The 17,346-nt window shown below is 44.9% G+C and carries 33 protein-coding genes; 32 read left to right on the top strand and 1 reads right to left on the bottom strand.

Annotated features, from left to right (window positions below; translation table 11 throughout):
- Positions 1-222 precede the first annotated feature (222 nt).
- The 32 genes from rpsJ to RDW05_RS10595 all read left to right on the top strand — a co-directional run bounded on the left by rpsJ (position 223) and on the right by RDW05_RS10595 (position 16,078).
- Positions 223-534, top strand: a complete 312-nt coding sequence (rpsJ, locus tag RDW05_RS10750; RefSeq protein WP_021719359.1) for a 30S ribosomal protein S10 — start codon at positions 223-225, stop codon at positions 532-534.
- Positions 535-549: 15 nt separating this feature from the next.
- Entirely contained in the window at positions 550-1,191 is a 642-nt protein-coding gene (rplC, locus tag RDW05_RS10745; RefSeq protein ID WP_021719360.1) for a 50S ribosomal protein L3, read from the top strand.
- Between the two features lie 32 nt (positions 1,192-1,223).
- Entirely contained in the window at positions 1,224-1,850 is a 627-nt protein-coding gene (rplD, locus tag RDW05_RS10740; protein ID WP_307979035.1) for a 50S ribosomal protein L4, read from the top strand.
- A complete protein-coding gene (gene rplW / locus RDW05_RS10735; protein ID WP_304280047.1) occupies positions 1,850-2,140 on the top strand; it encodes a 50S ribosomal protein L23 in 291 nt (96 codons plus the stop codon). The genes rplD and rplW overlap by 1 nt, the downstream gene beginning before the upstream one ends.
- Before the next feature lie 23 nt (positions 2,141-2,163).
- Positions 2,164-2,994: a 50S ribosomal protein L2 gene (rplB, locus tag RDW05_RS10730; protein ID WP_009145388.1), complete on the top strand. Its 831-nt coding sequence runs from the start codon at positions 2,164-2,166 to the stop codon at positions 2,992-2,994.
- Between the two features lie 31 nt (positions 2,995-3,025).
- On the top strand, positions 3,026-3,301 hold the full coding sequence (gene rpsS / locus RDW05_RS10725; protein WP_021719363.1) for a 30S ribosomal protein S19: 276 nt from the start codon (positions 3,026-3,028) through the stop codon (positions 3,299-3,301).
- Between the two features lie 20 nt (positions 3,302-3,321).
- Entirely contained in the window at positions 3,322-3,654 is a 333-nt protein-coding gene (rplV, locus tag RDW05_RS10720) for a 50S ribosomal protein L22 (protein WP_009145390.1), read from the top strand.
- A 27-nt stretch (positions 3,655-3,681) separates the two neighbouring features.
- Complete coding sequence (gene rpsC / locus RDW05_RS10715) at positions 3,682-4,350, top strand: 30S ribosomal protein S3 (protein ID WP_009145391.1); 669 nt, start codon at positions 3,682-3,684, stop codon at positions 4,348-4,350.
- A gap of 6 nt (positions 4,351-4,356) precedes the next feature.
- Positions 4,357-4,809, top strand: coding sequence for a 50S ribosomal protein L16 (rplP, locus tag RDW05_RS10710; protein WP_021719364.1), 453 nt, complete (start codon positions 4,357-4,359; stop codon positions 4,807-4,809).
- Positions 4,809-5,003, top strand: coding sequence for a 50S ribosomal protein L29 (rpmC, locus tag RDW05_RS10705; protein WP_009145393.1), 195 nt, complete (start codon positions 4,809-4,811; stop codon positions 5,001-5,003). Before rplP ends, rpmC begins: the two co-directional genes overlap by 1 nt.
- 32 nt (positions 5,004-5,035) lie before the next feature.
- A complete protein-coding gene (gene rpsQ / locus RDW05_RS10700) occupies positions 5,036-5,296 on the top strand; it encodes a 30S ribosomal protein S17 (RefSeq protein ID WP_021719365.1) in 261 nt (86 codons plus the stop codon).
- A 38-nt stretch (positions 5,297-5,334) separates the two neighbouring features.
- Positions 5,335-5,703, top strand: a complete 369-nt coding sequence (rplN, locus tag RDW05_RS10695) for a 50S ribosomal protein L14 (protein WP_009145395.1) — start codon at positions 5,335-5,337, stop codon at positions 5,701-5,703.
- A 37-nt stretch (positions 5,704-5,740) separates the two neighbouring features.
- The gene (gene rplX / locus RDW05_RS10690; RefSeq protein WP_009145396.1) at positions 5,741-6,070 is read left to right on the top strand and encodes a 50S ribosomal protein L24; all 330 of its coding nucleotides are present in this window, start codon (positions 5,741-5,743) and stop codon (positions 6,068-6,070) included.
- A gap of 27 nt (positions 6,071-6,097) precedes the next feature.
- Positions 6,098-6,643: a 50S ribosomal protein L5 gene (gene rplE, locus RDW05_RS10685; RefSeq protein ID WP_009145397.1), complete on the top strand. Its 546-nt coding sequence runs from the start codon at positions 6,098-6,100 to the stop codon at positions 6,641-6,643.
- A 16-nt stretch (positions 6,644-6,659) separates the two neighbouring features.
- Positions 6,660-6,845: a type Z 30S ribosomal protein S14 gene (locus RDW05_RS10680; protein WP_009145398.1), complete on the top strand. Its 186-nt coding sequence runs from the start codon at positions 6,660-6,662 to the stop codon at positions 6,843-6,845.
- A gap of 31 nt (positions 6,846-6,876) precedes the next feature.
- Complete coding sequence (rpsH, locus tag RDW05_RS10675) at positions 6,877-7,275, top strand: 30S ribosomal protein S8 (RefSeq protein WP_009145399.1); 399 nt, start codon at positions 6,877-6,879, stop codon at positions 7,273-7,275.
- Positions 7,276-7,302: 27 nt separating this feature from the next.
- The gene (rplF, locus tag RDW05_RS10670) at positions 7,303-7,851 is read left to right on the top strand and encodes a 50S ribosomal protein L6 (RefSeq protein WP_040565066.1); all 549 of its coding nucleotides are present in this window, start codon (positions 7,303-7,305) and stop codon (positions 7,849-7,851) included.
- Between the two features lie 25 nt (positions 7,852-7,876).
- The gene (rplR, locus tag RDW05_RS10665) at positions 7,877-8,239 is read left to right on the top strand and encodes a 50S ribosomal protein L18 (protein WP_021719367.1); all 363 of its coding nucleotides are present in this window, start codon (positions 7,877-7,879) and stop codon (positions 8,237-8,239) included.
- 17 nt (positions 8,240-8,256) lie between these two features.
- On the top strand, positions 8,257-8,757 hold the full coding sequence (gene rpsE, locus RDW05_RS10660; protein WP_009145402.1) for a 30S ribosomal protein S5: 501 nt from the start codon (positions 8,257-8,259) through the stop codon (positions 8,755-8,757).
- A 13-nt stretch (positions 8,758-8,770) separates the two neighbouring features.
- Positions 8,771-8,950: a 50S ribosomal protein L30 gene (gene rpmD, locus RDW05_RS10655; RefSeq protein ID WP_021719369.1), complete on the top strand. Its 180-nt coding sequence runs from the start codon at positions 8,771-8,773 to the stop codon at positions 8,948-8,950.
- 20 nt (positions 8,951-8,970) lie between these two features.
- A complete protein-coding gene (gene rplO / locus RDW05_RS10650; protein ID WP_009145404.1) occupies positions 8,971-9,411 on the top strand; it encodes a 50S ribosomal protein L15 in 441 nt (146 codons plus the stop codon).
- 1 nt (position 9,412) lies between these two features.
- The gene (secY, locus tag RDW05_RS10645) at positions 9,413-10,669 is read left to right on the top strand and encodes a preprotein translocase subunit SecY (RefSeq protein ID WP_021719371.1); all 1,257 of its coding nucleotides are present in this window, start codon (positions 9,413-9,415) and stop codon (positions 10,667-10,669) included.
- A 12-nt stretch (positions 10,670-10,681) separates the two neighbouring features.
- Positions 10,682-11,332, top strand: a complete 651-nt coding sequence (locus RDW05_RS10640) for an adenylate kinase (RefSeq protein ID WP_009145406.1) — start codon at positions 10,682-10,684, stop codon at positions 11,330-11,332.
- Between the two features lie 12 nt (positions 11,333-11,344).
- Complete coding sequence (infA, locus tag RDW05_RS10635) at positions 11,345-11,563, top strand: translation initiation factor IF-1 (protein WP_009145407.1); 219 nt, start codon at positions 11,345-11,347, stop codon at positions 11,561-11,563.
- 28 nt (positions 11,564-11,591) lie between these two features.
- The gene (gene rpmJ, locus RDW05_RS10630) at positions 11,592-11,705 is read left to right on the top strand and encodes a 50S ribosomal protein L36 (protein ID WP_004092858.1); all 114 of its coding nucleotides are present in this window, start codon (positions 11,592-11,594) and stop codon (positions 11,703-11,705) included.
- A 17-nt stretch (positions 11,706-11,722) separates the two neighbouring features.
- Complete coding sequence (gene rpsM / locus RDW05_RS10625; protein ID WP_009145408.1) at positions 11,723-12,091, top strand: 30S ribosomal protein S13; 369 nt, start codon at positions 11,723-11,725, stop codon at positions 12,089-12,091.
- A 22-nt stretch (positions 12,092-12,113) separates the two neighbouring features.
- The gene (rpsK, locus tag RDW05_RS10620) at positions 12,114-12,506 is read left to right on the top strand and encodes a 30S ribosomal protein S11 (RefSeq protein ID WP_009145409.1); all 393 of its coding nucleotides are present in this window, start codon (positions 12,114-12,116) and stop codon (positions 12,504-12,506) included.
- A gap of 16 nt (positions 12,507-12,522) precedes the next feature.
- On the top strand, positions 12,523-13,116 hold the full coding sequence (gene rpsD / locus RDW05_RS10615) for a 30S ribosomal protein S4 (RefSeq protein ID WP_009145410.1): 594 nt from the start codon (positions 12,523-12,525) through the stop codon (positions 13,114-13,116).
- A gap of 71 nt (positions 13,117-13,187) precedes the next feature.
- The gene (locus RDW05_RS10610) at positions 13,188-14,153 is read left to right on the top strand and encodes a DNA-directed RNA polymerase subunit alpha (RefSeq protein WP_304280052.1); all 966 of its coding nucleotides are present in this window, start codon (positions 13,188-13,190) and stop codon (positions 14,151-14,153) included.
- 19 nt (positions 14,154-14,172) lie between these two features.
- A complete protein-coding gene (gene rplQ / locus RDW05_RS10605) occupies positions 14,173-14,511 on the top strand; it encodes a 50S ribosomal protein L17 (protein WP_293722806.1) in 339 nt (112 codons plus the stop codon).
- Positions 14,512-14,673: 162 nt separating this feature from the next.
- Complete coding sequence (locus RDW05_RS10600; RefSeq protein WP_307979032.1) at positions 14,674-15,582, top strand: fumarylacetoacetate hydrolase family protein; 909 nt, start codon at positions 14,674-14,676, stop codon at positions 15,580-15,582.
- A 103-nt stretch (positions 15,583-15,685) separates the two neighbouring features.
- Positions 15,686-16,078, top strand: a complete 393-nt coding sequence (locus RDW05_RS10595) for a YegP family protein (RefSeq protein WP_307979031.1) — start codon at positions 15,686-15,688, stop codon at positions 16,076-16,078.
- A gap of 113 nt (positions 16,079-16,191) precedes the next feature.
- Here the strand turns inward: RDW05_RS10595 and RDW05_RS10590 are convergent, their stop codons facing one another.
- Positions 16,192-17,283, bottom strand: coding sequence for a metallophosphoesterase (locus RDW05_RS10590; RefSeq protein WP_307979029.1), 1,092 nt, complete (start codon positions 17,281-17,283; stop codon positions 16,192-16,194).
- Between the last annotated feature and the right edge of the window lie 63 nt (positions 17,284-17,346).

The following is a 17,346-nucleotide window of genomic DNA, read 5'->3' as shown; positions in this document are numbered from 1 at the left end:
GGCGGCCGTACCGTTGGCGCTGGCGTTGTTTCCGAAGTAGAAGAGAAATAATTTTAGTTAGATCCCTGGAAGAATATGAGGGGGGTTAACCTCCCCTCTATTCTTATGTTTGTTGGTATGGCCCTGCGATGATGTGAAAGGTTGCTTGCCTGTTAGACAGGGAGATTTTCACGGAGTATGTCCGTTCATAGAAACTGGGCGAATTTAGGAGGATATTTTTTAATGGCTAAGTCTCAAAAGATTAGAATACGCCTGAAAGCGTATGATCATAAAGCACTTGACCAAAGTGCTTCTAAGATTGTAGAAACTGCAAAACGTACCGGTGCACAAGTTTCCGGTCCGATTCCCCTTCCTACAGAAAAAAACATTTACACTATTCTGCGTTCTCCGCATGTTAACAAAGATTCCCGTGAGCAATTCGAGATGCGTACTCACAAACGTCTTGTAGACATTCTGGAACCCACCGGTAAGACTGTTGACGCTCTGATGCGTCTTGACCTGCCCGCTGGCGTAGATATTGAAATTAAACTGTAAGGAGGAGGTGCAATAATGGCTAAAGGTATCTTAGGCAAAAAACTGGGCATGACCCAAATTTTTGAAGCTGATGGCAGACTGATTCCTGTTACTGTTGTAGAAGCAGGCCCCTGCGTTGTACTTCAAAACAAAACCGAAGAAACAGACGGTTATAATGCTGTTCAACTTGGTTTTGGTGAAATTAAAGAAAAACATACCACCAAACCGATGAAAGGCCATTTTGACAAAGCTGGTGTAGCACCGGTTAAATTTGTCAGAGAGCTGCGTCTGGCTGCTCCTTCCGAATATGCAGTAGGCGATAAAATCGCTGCTGATATTTTTGCTGCAGGCGAACTGATTGACGCAAGCGGCGTTTCCCGCGGCAAAGGTTTTGCAGGCACTATTAAGCGCCACAATTTCTCTCGCGGACCTATGAAACATGGTTCTAAGTCTCATCGTGAGCCTGGTTCTATGGGCCCCATGCATTCCGGTCCTGGCGGCCGTGTAATCAAAGGCAAAAAACTGCCTGGCCGTATGGGTAATGCAAATGTAACTGTTCAACGTCTGACCGTTGTTAAGGTTGACGCAGAACGTAATCTTATTCTGGTTAAGGGTGCTATTCCGGGTGCTACTGGTTCTTACGTAGTATTGAAGGAAACCGTAAAACCTAACAAATAATAAGATAAGCGAAAGAAAGGAGGATGCTTCTAATGCCGAAGTTATCAGTATATGATCTTTCCGGTGCACAAACCGGTGAAATAGAATTAAATGATTCCGTATTTGGCGCTGAGTTCAATGAAGCTGTAGTACATCAAGCAGTTGTAATGCAGCTGGCAAACCAACGTCAAGGAACTTCCGCTACTAAAACCCGTGCTATGGTACGCGGTGGCGGTCGTAAACCCTGGAAACAAAAAGGTACTGGCCGCGCTCGTTGCGGTTCCAACCGTTCTCCCGTATGGGTTGGCGGTGGTACCACTTTTGGTCCCCAACCCCGCAGCTATGCAAAGAAAATGCCTCGTAAAGCACGTCGCTTAGCTCTGTGCTGCGCACTGTCTGCTAAAGTAGCAGCTGGTGAACTGGTAGTTGTTGAAGGCCTGGCTTTTGACGCTCCGAAAACTAAACGAGTAGCTTCTCTGCTGAAAGCTTTTGAAGCTGTTGACACTAAAGCTCTGTTGATTACCGATGGTTCCAACGAAAACGTTGCTCTTTCCGCACGTAACATGCCGAAAGTAACCACCATCACCAACATGGGCCTGAACTGCTTTGATATCCTGAACAGCAAAAAGGTATTCCTTGCTAAAGATGCTGTAGAAAAAATTGAGGAGGTGCTCGCATAATGGCTGCTAATCCTCGCGATATACTGATTCGTCCCATCATCACTGAAAAGACTTCTCAGATGATGCAGGAGAACAAATACACTTTCCAGGTTCCTCTGGATGCTAACAAAGTAGAAATCCGCCAAGCTGTTGAGGCGATTTTCAACGTAAAAGTATTGAATGTAAATACCATCCGCGTAATGGGCAAAACCAAACGCATGGGTAAATATGTTGGCAAACGTTCCGATTATAAGAAAGCTATCGTGAAGCTTGCTGAAGGCAATACGATTCCCCTTTTCGAAGGAATGTAATTAACGTATAGGAGGTAAATTAAATGGCTATTAAAAGCTTTAATCCGTATTCTCCTTCCAGACGCTTTATTACTGTGTCTGCCTTCGAAGAGATTACGACTGACAAGCCTTACCGCCCGCTTGTTGAAAAACTTGGTAAACATGCAGGCCGTAATAATACCGGTAAAATGACTGTTCGTCATCAAGGCGGCGGTCATAAAAAACAATATCGTATCATTGATTTCAAGCGTACCAAAGACGGCATTCCGGCTAAGGTTGCTACCATTGAATACGATCCTAACCGTAACGCTCGTATCGCTCTGATCAACTATGTTGACGGCGAAAAACGTTACATCATCGCTCCGCTTGATTTGAAAGTTGGCGATATCGTAGTAAGCGGTCCTGACGCAGATATCAAAACCGGTAACTGCCTGCCGCTGAAAAACATTCCGCTTGGTACTACCGTACACAACGTGGAAATGAAAATTGGTAAAGGCGGCCAAATGGCTCGTAGTGCTGGTACCAGCGCTCAGCTGATGGCTAAAGAGGGCGACTACGCTCTGCTCCGTCTTCCTTCTGGCGAAATCCGTAAAGTACATATCAACTGCCGTGCAACCATCGGTCAAGTTGGTAACATTGATGCTGAAAACATCTGCATCGGTAAAGCTGGCCGCAGCCGTTGGCTGGGTATCCGTCCTGCTAACCGCGGCGTTGTTATGAATCCTAACGACCATCCGCATGGTGGTGGTGAAGGTCACTCCCCCGTTGGTCGTAAACGTCCTGTTACTCCTTGGGGTAAATGTGCATTCGGTACTCGTACTCGCAGAGAGAAGAAAGCTTCTACTAAGTTAATTCTGAAACGTAGAACTAAATAATAAAACAGGATAAGGAAAGGAGGCTAACCTAGTGTCCAGATCAGTTAAAAAAGGACCTTTTGTCCATGCAAGTCTTTTGAAAAAGATTGACGTGCTTAATGCCGCTAATGATAAAAAAGTTGTTAAGACCTGGTCTCGCAGCTCTACTATTATTCCGTCTTTCGTTGGTCACACCATTGCGGTTCATGACGGACGCAAACATGTTCCGGTATTCATTACCGAGGATATGGTAGGCCACAAATTAGGAGAATTCGCTCCTACTCGTACTTACAAAGGTCACGCAGATAAGAGCACCGGCTTAAAATAAGGGGAAAGGGGGACCAAACAATGGAAGCAAAGGCAATTGCAAAATATATCCGTATTGCGCCGCGCAAACTGCGCATCGTAATCAATCTCATCCGCGGCAAATCCGTTGGTGAAGCATTCGCGATCCTCAAATATACCCCGAAGGTTGGTTCTGAGGTAATCGAGAAAGTTCTGCGCAGTGCAGTAGCAAACGCAGAGCACAATTTTGACATGAACGTGGATAACCTGATCGTATCCTACTGTGCAGTAGATCAAGGTCCGACCATGAAACGTATTCATCCTCGTTCCCGTGGACAGGCTTTCAAAATTCTGAAACGTTCTAGCCACGTAACTGTAGCAGTTAAAGAAAAATAATATCCCGTCAGAAGGAGGGAAAAGATAGTGGGTCAAAAAGTTAATCCGCATGGTCTCCGTGTTGGCGTTATCAAAGGCTGGGATTCCAAATGGTACGCTGGCAAAGACTATGAGAAATTCTTGTTAGAAGACATTAAAATCCGTGAGTTCATCAAAGAAAAACTGTTCCTGTCCGGTATCTCTAAAGTAGAAATCGAACGCGCATCTAATAAAGCCCGCATTTCCATCCATACTGCAAAACCTGGTATGGTAATCGGTCGTCAAGGCAGCAACATCGAACTGCTGAAATCCGACCTGAAGAAAATGACTGAGAGCGCTATCGAAATCAACATCGTAGAAGTTAAAACCCCGGATATGGACGCAACCTTGGTTGCAGAGAACATTGCAGCACAGCTGGAACGCCGTATCGCTTTCCGTCGTGCTATGAAACAATGCGTTGGCCGTACCATGCGTATGGGTGCTAAAGGTATCAAAATTACCTGCGGCGGTCGTCTTGGCGGTGCTGAAATTGCACGCAGCGAATCCTATCGTGAAGGCAGCATTCCTCTGCACACCCTGCGTGCTGACATCGATTATGGCACTGCAGAAGCACATACCACTTATGGCCGTATCGGCATTAAGGTATGGATTTACAAAGGTGAAGTTCTTCCTGAAAGCAAAGAAGCAGCTAAAGTTGCTCCGGCAAAGGAGGCATAATCAGACATGTTATTACCGAAGAGAGTTAAACATCGTAAACAACATAGAGGTCGTATGACTGGCCGTGCTATGCGCGGTAATAGAATCGCTCATGGCGATTTCGGTCTGGTAGCATTGGAGCCCGCTTGGATTACCAACCGCCAGATTGAGGCAGCCCGTATCGCAATGACACGTTATATCAAACGTGGCGGTCAAGTTTGGATTCAAATTTTCCCGGATAAACCGATTACTGCAAAACCTGCTGAAACTCGTATGGGTTCTGGTAAAGGTTCTCCGGAGTACTGGGTAGCAGTAGTTAAACCTGGTCGCGTTCTGTTCGAAATGAACGGTGTTAGCGAAGAAGTTGCTAAAGAAGCAATGCGTCTTGCTAGCCACAAATTGCCTATCAAATGCAAATTTGTAACTCGCGCTCAACAGGAAGCTGAAGCTGCCGCACAAGAAAAGGGTGGTGAAGCTTAATGAAAACAACAGAAATTCGTGAATTGTCTGCTGCTGAGTTAGACACCAAGTTGGCAGATTTGAAAGAGGAACTCTTCAATCTGCGTTTTCAAATGGCAACCGGTCAATGTGAAAATCCGATGAAAATTCGTGACGTTAAGAAATCCATTGCCCGTATCAAAACAATCCAGCGTGAACGTGAGCTCAAGGCTTAACTGTTTTGAAGTATAACAAGGAGGAAACAGTCGTGACCGAAGAAAGAAACGCACGTGTTACCCGTATTGGTAAAGTTGTCAGCGATAAAATGCAGAAAACTGTCGTAGTTGCAGTAGAACGTTTCGTTCAGCATCCGCTGTACAAAAAAGGCGTACAACATACTATTAAATTTAAAGCTCATGATGAAAATAACGAAGCACATGTTGGCGACGTAGTTGAAATTATGCAAACTCGTCCGCTGTCTAAAGATAAATGCTGGCGCGTTATTGAAATCTTAGAGCGTGCTAAATAATTTTGCCGAAGAGTTAGTCCGGCAAGGGAGGGAAATCCATGATACAACAACAAACTATCCTTAATGTTGGTGACAACACTGGCGCTAAGAAGGTTATGTGTATCCGTGTATTAGGCGGTTCTTACCGTAAATATGCTAATATCGGTGACGTTATCGTATGTGCTGTTAAAGATGCATCACCCGGTGGCGTTGTAAAAAAAGGCGACGTAGTTAAAGCAGTTGTTGTTCGTTCCGTTAAAGGTGTTCGCCGTGCAGACGGTTCCTACATCCGTTTCGATGAGAACGCAGCAGTTGTAATCAAAGACGACAAGAGCCCGCGCGGCACTCGTATTTTTGGGCCTGTTGCCCGCGAACTTCGCGAAAAAGACTTCATGAAAATCATTTCTCTGGCACCGGAAGTGCTGTAAGAAATTAGATAACGCACTGTAAGGAGGTGTTCTTGACATGGCAAATGCTGTAAAGCTGCATGTTAAAAAAGGCGATACCGTTCTTGTACTGTCCGGCAAGGATAAAGGCAAGCAAGGTAAGATCGTTGAAGCTCTGCCTAAGAAAGCCAAAGTGGTTGTTGAAGGCGTGAATAAAGTAAAACGTCATACCAAACCGTCTCAGGCAAATCCTCAAGGCGGCATCATTACTAAAGAAGCTCCGCTCGCTTCTTCCAAAGTAATGCTGGTATGCCCGGTTTGCAAACAAGCTACCCGTATTAAAAAGACCGAAGTTGCCGGTGCTTTCGTAAGAACCTGCAAAAAATGCGGTGAAGTAATCGATAAATAATTTTCCGGGAAAGGAGGAAATAACTGAATGGCAAAGACCAGATTGCAAGAAAAATATTTGTCTGAAGTAGCTAAGGCTATGCATGACAAATTCCAATATAAAAACGTAATGGAAATCCCTAAAATTGAGAAAGTTGTAATCAACATGGGTGTTGGCGAGGCTGTAGGCAACAGCAAAGCTCTGGAAAGCGCAGTTGCTGATATGACTCAGATCGCAGGTCAAAAACCTGTTATCACCAAAGCTAAGAAATCCATCGCAGCTTTCAAAGTACGTCAAGGCATGCCTCTGGGTGCTAAAGTAACCCTGCGTGGCGACCGTATGTACTATTTCCTTGATAAACTGATGAATCTCGCTCTTCCGCGCGTACGTGACTTCCGTGGCGTAAATGCTTCCGCATTTGACGGCCGTGGCAACTACGCACTGGGTCTGAAAGAACAATTGATTTTCCCGGAAATCGAATATGATAAGATCGATAAAGTTCGTGGCATGGATATCATCATTGTGACTACCGCTAAGACAGACGAGGAAGCTAGAGAGCTGCTCAAACTCCTCGGAATGCCGTTCGGCGCATAAGTGAGGAGGGAACACATTGGCTAAAAAAGCCCTGATCGAAAAATGGAAAGGCGAACCGAAATTCGAAGTTCGTCATTATAACCGCTGCAAAGTTTGCGGCAGACCTCATGGCTATATGCGTAAATTTGGCCTCTGCCGTATCTGCTTCCGTGAATATGCTTATAAAGGAGCTATTCCGGGCGTAACCAAAGCAAGCTGGTAAGACAGACAACAAGGAAGGAGGGTATTTAAGTATGGTAATGACTGACCCGATTGCTGATATGCTTACCCGTATTCGTAACGCAAATTCAGTTCATCATGATAAAGTTGAGATCCCCGGCAGCAAGATTAAGCTGGCTATTGCTGAAATCCTGAAAGCCGAAGGTTTCATTAAAGATTTCGAAGTTATTGCTGACAGCAAACAAAATGTTATCCGCGTCAGCCTGAAATACGGTGCTAATAAAGAGAAGGTTATCTCCGGTATTAAACGTATTTCCAAACCTGGTCTGAGAGTTTATTCTCAAAAAGACCAACTGCCTAGAGTCCTCGGAGGTCTGGGTATTGCATTAATTTCTACTTCCCAAGGCTTGATGACCGACAAAGCTGCTCGTAAAGCAGGCTTGGGCGGCGAAGTTCTTGCATACGTATGGTAATACTAAAAAGATAGGAGGTGCTCGTACGTGTCTAGAATTGGTAAGATGCCAATTACTGTTCCCGCTGGTGTAACAGTTACTATTGAAGATAATCACGTGACCGTTAAAGGTCCTAAAGGCGAATTAGCTCGCCAAATCAATAAAAACATGAAGCTGACCATGGACAATGGTGTAATCACCGTTGAACGTCCGGACGATGAAAAAGAAAACCGTTCTCTGCATGGTCTGTCCCGCACTCTGATCAACAACATGATCATCGGTGTAACCCAAGGCTTCAGCAAAACTCTGGAAATTAATGGTGTTGGTTACCGTGCTGCTAAGCAAGGCCAAAACATTAACTTCACTCTGGGTTTCTCTCACCCGGTTGTAAAAGAGCCGCCTGCAGGTATTACTTTTGAAGTTCCCGCTCCGAACAAAATCGTTGTTAGCGGTGCTGATAAAGAAGTTGTAGGTGCAGTTGCTGCAGATATCCGTACTTTGCGTCCGCCTGAACCTTACAAAGGTAAAGGTATCCGTTACGAAGGCGAACATGTTCGTCGTAAGATTGGTAAAGCCGGCGCTAAAGGCAAGAAATAATTTCTAAAAGAAGGGAGTGAAACTCTTGCTTAACAGAGTTGATAAAAACGAGAAACGTCAAAAACGTCATCTCCGTTCTCGTAGATATATTATCGGTACTGCTGAAAAACCTCGTCTGAACGTATACCGTTCCCTGTCCAACATTTATGCACAGGTTATTAACGATGAGACCGGCGAAACTATCGCTGCTGCCAGCACCGTTGAAAAAGATCTGAAAGAAAACTACGGCGGCAACATTGAGGCTGCTAAAGCTGTAGGCAAAGCAATCGCTGAAAAAGCGCTGGCTAAGGGTGTAAAAGAAGTTGTATTCGATCGTGGTGGCTATCTGTACCACGGCCGTGTAGCTGCCCTGGCTGAAGCTGCTCGCGAAGCTGGCCTGGTATTCTAAGAGAAGGAGGAAATAAAGTGGCGAACTTCGAAAATAAAGAAAACGAATTACAAGAAAAAGTCGTTTTCATCAACCGTGTTGCTAAGGTTGTTAAAGGCGGACGTCGTTTCTCCTTCGCTGCACTTGTTGTTGTAGGTGATGAAAATGGTCATGTAGGCATGGGCCTGGGTAAAGCTGCAGAGGTTCCTGAAGCTATTCGTAAAGGCGTTGAAGACGCTAAGAAAAACCTGGTTACTGTACCGCTGGTTGGTACTACCATTCCTCATGAAAACATCGGTGTATTCGGCGCAGGCCGCGTATTCCTGAAACCGGCTGCAGAAGGTACCGGCGTTATCGCTGGCGGCCCTGTACGTGCCGTACTGGAACTGGCTGGCGTTCGTGATATTCTTACTAAATCTCAAGGCTCTTCCAACCCGAACAACATGGTTCGTGCAACCATTGAAGGTCTGAAATCCTTGAAGAGTGCTGAAGCTGTTGCAGCTCTGCGTGGTAAAACCGTAGAAGAATTGTTGGGCTAAGGAGGACTTTGTCATGGCACAAATTAAAATCACCCTGACCCGCAGCCTGATCGGTTACCCCAAAGATCAGCGTGCAACCGTTAAAGCTCTGGGCTTAGGTAAAATCAATACTAGCGTTGTTAAAGAAGATACTCCGACTATTCGCGGCATGGTTCACAAGGTTGAACATCTCGTGAAGGTTGAAGAAGCGTAAGACAAGGAGGTGTACTGAAGATGAATTTACATGAATTGTCTCCCGCTCCGGGATCTAAACGTGTAGCAGTTCGCGTAGGTCGTGGCCTGGGCAGTGGCTTGGGCAAGACTTCCGGCAAAGGCCAGAAAGGTCAGAAATCCCGTTCCGGCGGTGTTAAGCGCCCTGGATTTGAAGGTGGTCAAAGACCTCTGTACCTGCGTCTTCCTAAACGCGGTTTCTACAATAAATTTGGTAAAGATTATGTTGAAATCAACGTTTCCGTACTCAATCGCTTTGAGGACGGCACCGTTGTTGAACCCGTAATGCTTATTGAAGAAGGTGTTGTTAAGAACATTCGCGACGGCATCCGTATTCTTGGCAATGGCGAATTAACCAAAAAGCTTACTGTACAAGCTATGGGCTTCAGCAAATCCGCTGAAGAGAAAATCGTTGCAGCTGGCGGTAAGATTGAGGTGATCTAAAGTGTTAGCAGCCCTTGCAAACATATTTAGAATAACAGAACTCAGGCAAAAAGTTTTATTTACTCTCGCCATGTTCATCGTATTCAGGGCTGGAACACATATACCTGTTCCTGGCGTAAACGCTTCTGTCATTGAACAGCTTTTCCGCAGCGGTAATCTCTTCGGACTGCTTGATATGTTCAGTGGCGGCGCCTTGAGCAAATTCTCCATTTTTGCTATGAGTATTACCCCATATATCAATGCTTCAATTATTTTACAGTTATTGAAGGTAGTTGTACCGACCTTGGAACAATGGTCCAAGGAAGGTGAGGAAGGCTTCAAGAAAACGACAAAGCTTACACGTATGCTGACGGTGGCTTTGGCGTTTATCCAAGCCTGCGGTATGGCCTACGGCCTGAAGATGGCGATTAATAACCCCGGGATTTTCTCAATCCTGCTTATTGCTCTCACACTTACTGCAGGAACCGTTTTCCTTATGTGGATAGGCGAGCAGATTACAGCTCGCGGTGTCGGCAATGGTATTTCCCTGATAATCTTTGCCGGTATCGTATCCAGACTGCCGGATGGACTTAAGGTAATTTTCCAATATCTGCAGGCTGGCACGGTAAGCTTATTGAATGTTATTTTGTTCGCGGCTATAGCCCTGGCGATGGTAGTTTTCGTAATTATCATTTCTGAGGGTATTCGCAAAATCCCCGTTCAGTATGCTAAGCGTGTAGTAGGAAAAAAGGCTTATGGCGGTCATACAAGCTATATCCCTCTGAAGGTCAACCAGGCAGGCGTTATTCCGATCATCTTCGCTTCTTCGGTGTTGATGTTCCCGGTAACAATTGCTCAGTTCGTTGATGTTCCCTGGGTTAAAGCAATGGGTAAGCTCTTTCAGTGGGGCAGCCCGCTGCAGACCACATTATATGTTCTGATGATTTTGTTCTTCACTTACTTCTATACAGCAGTAAGCCTGAACATCGGAGATCTTTCCGATAATATCAAAAAGAACGGTGGCTTTATTCCTGGTTTAAGACCCGGTAATCCTACTACAGAATATCTTGACAAGGTAATGTCCAGAATAACTTTGGCCGGTGCGATTTTCCTCTCATTAATTGCGCTGATGCCTCATGTTATCGGATGGGTAACCCGCATTGAAGGTGTGTACTTCGGCGGTACCGCTTTGTTGATCGTTGTTGGTGTTGCATTACAAACTATGAAGCAGATAGAGTCCATGGTTCTGATGCGTCATTATCATGGCTTTATGAAATAGGAGGAGTTCAGAATGTACATTCTTTTAATGGGACCTCCGGGTGCTGGTAAAGGCACTCAAGCAGAAAAACTCATTGATGAATTTAAAATCCCTCATATCTCCACAGGAGACATGTTCCGTGCAGCAGTAAGCGCAGGCACCGAACTTGGTAAAGAGGCAAAAAAATACATGGACGCTGGCGGACTTGTCCCCGACGTCGTAACCATCGGCATTGTTCGTGAAGGCTTGTCCAAACCCGAATGTGCAAATGGTTTCATCTTAGATGGCTTCCCGAGAACTGAGGAGCAAGCAGTTGCTCTCGACGGAATCCTCAAAGACCTGGGCATTAAATTGACCGGTGTTGTTAATATCTCTGTTCCTGACTCCGAGCTGGTTGCGCGTGTAGTTGGCCGCCGTATCTGCAAGGCTTGCGGTGCTACCTATCATGTAAGCTTTAACCCCAGCAAGGTAGAAAATGTTTGCGACAAATGCGGTGGCAACCTTTATCAACGTAACGACGATAAAGAAGAAACCGTTGTAAATCGTCTGCATGCATATCATGAACAAACAGAACCGTTAATTGAGTACTACAAAAAACAAGGCCTGTACAAAGAAATCGATGGCTTGCAGCCTATCGATAAAGTATATGCTGACGTTAAAGTTAGTCTCGGATGTAGCAAATAAGGAGGTACAACAGTGTCCAAACAGGATGTTATTGAGGTTGAAGGTACAATCTTAGAAGCACTTCCCAATGCTATGTTCCAAGTTCAACTGGTTAACGGCCATACAATTTTAGCACATATATCCGGTAAGATTCGTATGAACTTCATCAAGATTTTGCCTGGTGATAAGGTTACCGTGGAGCTTACTCCGTACGACCTCAATCGTGGAAGAATTACTTATCGGTATAAATAATCCAACAGGCAAAGAGGAGGTTTAAATTATGAAAGTAAGACCGTCTGTTAAGCCAATATGTGAAAAATGCAAAGTCATTAAACGTAAAGGCCATGTAATGGTAATTTGCGAAAACCCGAAACATAAACAAAAACAAGGATAAGAAGGAGGTGCACATTAATGGCACGTATTTCTGGTGTCGATTTACCGAGAGATAAACGTATTGAGTATGCTCTGCCGTACATCTACGGCATCGGCCTGACTCTCTCTCGTGAAATTTTAGCTAAAACCGGTATTAACCCGGACACTCGCGTTCGCGACCTGACTGAAGAAGAAGTTGCTAAGATCCGTGAAACTCTGGATCAGGACTATAAAGTTGAAGGTGACCTCCGCCGTGAGGAATCCCTGAACATTAAACGTCTGATTGAAATTGGCAGCTATCGTGGCAGAAGACATCGTATGGGTCTGCCTGTTCGTGGTCAAAACACTAAAAACAATGCCCGCACCCGTAAAGGTCCGAAACGTACTATTGCAGGCAAGAAGAAATAATTAGCGAGGGAGGGATAAACCAGTGGCTGGCAAGAAAGTTGTTCGCAACAAGAAAAAAGTTAGCAAAAACGTAATCAACGGTGTAGCACATATCCGCTCCACCTTCAATAATACTATCGTTACCATCGCTGATACCGAAGGTAATGTTCTGAGCTGGGCCTCCGCAGGCGGCCTCGGTTTCCGTGGCAGCCGTAAGAGCACTCCGTTTGCTGCACAAATGGCTGCTGAAGAAGCAACCAAAGCTGCTATGGAGCATGGCTTGAAACAAGTAGAAGTATATGTAAAAGGTCCTGGCGCTGGCCGTGAAGCAGCAATTCGTGCACTTCAGGCTGCAGGTCTGGAAGTTAACTCTATTAAAGACGTTACTCCGATCCCGCATAACGGCTGCCGTCCGCCGAAACGTAGAAGAGTATAATTGGGGGTGTAAATAGATGGCAATTGATAGAACTCCTGTCCTGAAAAGATGCAGATCTTTGGGCTTAGCTCCCGCATTCATGGGCATTAGCAAGGAATCTAAACGCCAAGTTCGCCGCCAAAACAGAAAAAAGAGCGAATATGGCATTCAGTTAACTGAAAAACAAAAAGCTAAATTTATCTATGGTGTACTGGAAAAACAATTCCGTGGCTACTATGATAAAGCTAAAAAGATGGAAGGCATCACCGGTGAAAACCTGCTGATCCTCCTCGAAAGAAGAATCGACAACGTAGTTTTCCGCCTCGGCTTGGCTAACACCCGCCGTCAGGCTCGCCAAATCGTAAGACATGGCCACATTGCTGTTAACGGCAAACGTCTGGACATTCCTTCTGCATTGGTAAGAGTTGGCGATGTTGTAACCGTTATGGAAAACAGCCGTGCTAAAGAATACTTCAAAGGCATGGACGAAACTCTGGCTACCAAAGCAGTTCCGGCTTGGCTGGTTCTGGACGCTGCTAACGTTAGCGGCAAGGTAGACCGTTTCCCGACTCGTGAGGAAATTGATGTTCCTATTGAAGAGCACTTCATCGTAGAGTTGTACTCCAAATAATTAGTGAATATCTTGTGCCACCCACTTATGAGACGTATTGTGGTAATACGCGATAGAAGGAGGCTTTCCGAATGATTGAAATTGAAAAACCTAAGATGGTTACATCTGATGTCAGCGAAGATGGTCGTTATGGCAAATTCGTTTGGGAGCCGCTCGAGAGAGGCTACGGCATCACGCTGGGCAACAGCCTGCGTCGTGTGCTGCTGTCCTCCCTGCCGGGTGCTGCAGTAACCTACGTCAAGATTGACGGTGTTCTGCATGAGTTTGCTACTATTCCAGGTGTTCGCGAAGATGTTGCTGATATCATCCTGAACATCAAGGCATTATGCCTTAAAATGGAAGGTGAAGGGGAAAAAATTCTGCGTATTGAATGTTCCGGTGAACAGGAAGTTACTGCAGCTAACATCATTGCTGATAGCGATGTTGAAATTTTGAACCCTGAACTGCACATTGCGACTTTGGATAAAGACGCAGTTTTCAATATGGAAATCCATATTGATAAAGGTCGTGGCTATGTACCCGCGGACAAAAATAAACAGCCTGATCAGCCTATCGGCGTAATTCCGGTAGACTCCATTTACTCTCCTATTACCAGAGTGAAATTTGCTGTTAACGATACCCGCGTAGGTAATGTTACCAACTATGACAAGCTTACTTTGGAAGTTTGGACTGATGGCAGCATGAAGCCTGATGAAGCTGTTGACATGGCTTCCACCATCCTGATTGACTATCTCAAGCTCTTCCAGACCAGTGATGGCAAAGGTTCTGTAATCACTGTTACTGGCGGTTCTGAGCCTGAATCTCCGGAGCCGAGCAAGCAAGAAGGTCAAAACACAATGTCTATCGACGATTTGGATTTGTCCGTTCGCAGCAATAACTGCCTGAGACGTGCAGGAATCAATACTGTCGAAGAATTAATCCAGAAAACCGAAGCTGATATGATTAAAGTCCGTAACTTAGGCAGCAAATCTCTTGAAGAGATTAAAAAGAAACTTGAGGATATGGGCTTGCATTTTCGCAAAAACGATGAAGAATAATTAAGGGGGTCAGAAGTACATGGCATACAGAAAACTGGGTCGTAACTCCAGCAACCGTAAGGCTCTGTTTCGCAGCATTTTAACTTCCTTCTTCAAATATGGTAAGATTGAAACTACCGTTACCAAAGCTAAAGAAGTTGCTAAGCAATCCGCTCAACTGATTACTTTGGCTAAACGCAATGACCTGCATGCTCGTCGTCAGGTTATGGCAGTTCTGGTTGACGAAACCATTACCAAAAAACTGTTTGAAGAAATTGCTCCGAAATATGAAGGCAGACAAGGCGGCTTTACTCGTATTTACAGAGTAGGTCCTCGCCGTGGCGATGCAGCTGAAATGGCTATCATCGAACTTATCTAATTTAGAGCTGGAAAAGCAGGAACTTAGGTTCCTGCTTTTTTTTGCGTTCTGAAAAAAGTCTGTGTATAATAGTGTTATGTAAAATCCAATAATCAGCAAGCATGCTGAAGGATATTTATAGTAGTAGTCAGATATATATCATAACATGAGGAGGACAAGATAATGCGTTTTTATACAGTTGATATTAAGGGAAAACAGGAAATACTCGTCGGCTTTCAACAGGAGGCTGCGGTATACAGATTGAGCTTATTGGCAAGCTTGGTGCCAGAGCTGGCAACTGATGATATGAATGAACTGATTTGCTGCTGTACACCGGCAGTAAAGGAAAAGCTGGAGCGTTTGGCAGAAAATGAGGATGTGCTGCAGGGAGCTGCAGTAAAGCTTGCGGAAGTAAAGCTTTTGGCACCTATTGTTCATCCGCGTCAGGATGTAGTCTGCCTTGGTATCAATTATGATGCACATGCTCAGGAAGCAGGCCGTTTTTCCAGTGAAGCCTTTGGTGGTGAGCGTCCCTATACGATTTATTTTTCCAAGCGTGTGAACAGAGCTACAGCAAGTGGTGAAAGTGTTCCACGTTATGAAGGCTTAGTAGACAGCCTTGACTATGAAGCAGAGCTGGGAGTGATTTTAGCTAAAGATGCTAAAGGTGTAAGCAAAGAAAACGCCAGAGATTACATTTTTGGTTATACAATTATTAATGATATCAGTGCACGTAACCTGCAGACGCGTCATAAGCAATGGTATTTGGGAAAAAGCCTTGATGGTTTTACGCCAATGGGACCATGTATTGTTACTGCCGATGAGATTGGGGATGAGCAGGCACTTGATATCAGCTGTACCGTTAACGGAGAGCTGCGCCAGAGCAGTAATACCCGTTATATGATTCAGAGTGTCTGTGGGGCCATTGCAGAGCTGTCAGAGGGTATGACGCTAGCTTCAGGAACAATTATTGCTACCGGTACTCCGGCAGGTGTAGGTATGGGTATGAAACCGCCGACATTCTTGCAGCATGGCGATAAAATCGTTTGTTCTATCGAAAAAATTGGCTCATTAGAGAATACGATTGATTAAAAGCTGCAAACGCATATGTTTACAATAAAAATACTTGTCTTTTTAGGACTGATGGCATAAAATAAACTTAGAGACCAGAATAAATTTAAAGGAGGCTACAAAAATGGGTAAATTCGTAATTTCTCAGGCAAAAAATGGCATTAAGTTTAATCTGAAGGCTGCAAATGGTGAAGTTATTGCCAGCTCCCAAGTTTATAAGGACGAAAAGTATTGCCGTAAAGGTATTGCCAGCGTTATCAATAATGCTCCAATCGCTCCGATTGAGGATCAGACGTTAGAAGGCTTTACCCCCTGTAAGCATCCAAAATTTGAGGTTTATAAGGATAAGGCAGGGGAATTCCGCTTCCGCCTGAAGGCAACCAACGGACAGATTATTGCTACCGGTGAAGGCTACAAAGCAATGGCAGGATGCAAACGCGGCATTGAGTCCATTAAGAAAAATGTTGTTGATGCAAAAATTATTGTTGAAGCACCCAAAGAAGCAAAAGCAGAATAATATCAATCAAAAGGACCACTACGCTATAAACACGCAGTGGTCCTATTTTTTGTAACACAACAGATTATATTAGTCTGCTGTGTATTTTTTTGGAAAGCTTTATCCGGAAGAAGTTATTTTCCCCGCAGCTCCAATACAACCATTTCCGGAGCAACCTCTGTACGAACCGGAGGTCCCCAAAAGCCGTAGCCGTTATTGGTGATAGCTGTAAGATTGCCAAAATCGGTACGGCCGTAGTCCAGTTTGTACATTTTCTTCGTTACGAGACGGTTAGGGAAAAGCTGTCCTGTATGCGTATGTCCTGCCAGATAAAGGTCATAGCCCGCATCAGCTGCAGCGTCCATACGGCGAGGCTGATGATCGAGAAGAATACTGTAGTAGTCTTTATTTTGGGAGGAAAGATTTATAAGCTGGCTGTTGGTACGGTTTTTGCTGTAATCATCTATACCGGTTATTTTGATTTTGTTGTCGATAATGGTATCGGTATTGCGCAGGATGTAGAAGCCCTTGTCTGTGAGCATTTGTTGCCAGCGCAATGGTTCATCAAGATAATCATGGTTGCCGAAGGCCATGTAGACAGGCGCTTTGATTTGAGCCAGAGCAGAAAGCGTATCCTCATCTTCTACATAAAAAATACGCTCGTCAAGCATATCGCCGCTGACAACAACGAAATCCGGCTGCTGCTCGTTGATGCGTGCTGCCAGACGTTCTGCGTAGTCATGGCCGAGTATTCTTCCCATATGCAGGTCGGTGAGAAAGACAATTTTATAATGAGCATTCTGCGGCAGCTTTTCCGTTACCAGCGCTTCTGTGCGTACTGTCGGGTGAAAGGCGCGCCAGCTGCCCCAGGTAATGAAGCAGCAGATAAAGGCAAGGCCGATGATACTGATTTTTGCTGAAGGTAGCTGCCAAGCGCCCAGCTTACTGATAAGCAGGCAGAGAAGATGAATGATTGCCAACAGAAGTGTGTAGTAGCAAAAAGCAATCCAAAGTCCTTCTATCCACGCAGTAAGCTTGAGCAGAAAATGAGGCGTTCCCTGTGGCAGCATAACGCTGATAGCAGTACCAAGTGCCATAAAAAGATATAGAAGCCCAAAGGCCAGCGTACGTCCGAAGGGCAGGTTGTGGCGATAATACATATAACCGATGATACTCATGAGAGCATCAATAGTACCGACGAAAAGAAAAATTCGCATATTATTCATTAAAGCTCCTCGTATAATATAGTCATAGCTTAGGTTGCTTTTAATAAAAATTTAAGCTATGCT

The sequence above is a fragment of the uncultured Phascolarctobacterium sp. genome (assembly GCF_902463975.1).
Classification (GTDB): Bacteria; Bacillota; Negativicutes; order Acidaminococcales; family Acidaminococcaceae; genus Phascolarctobacterium_A.
Note: the sequence above shows the minus strand (reverse complement) of the source record. Positions and strands in the feature narration are given on the sequence as shown.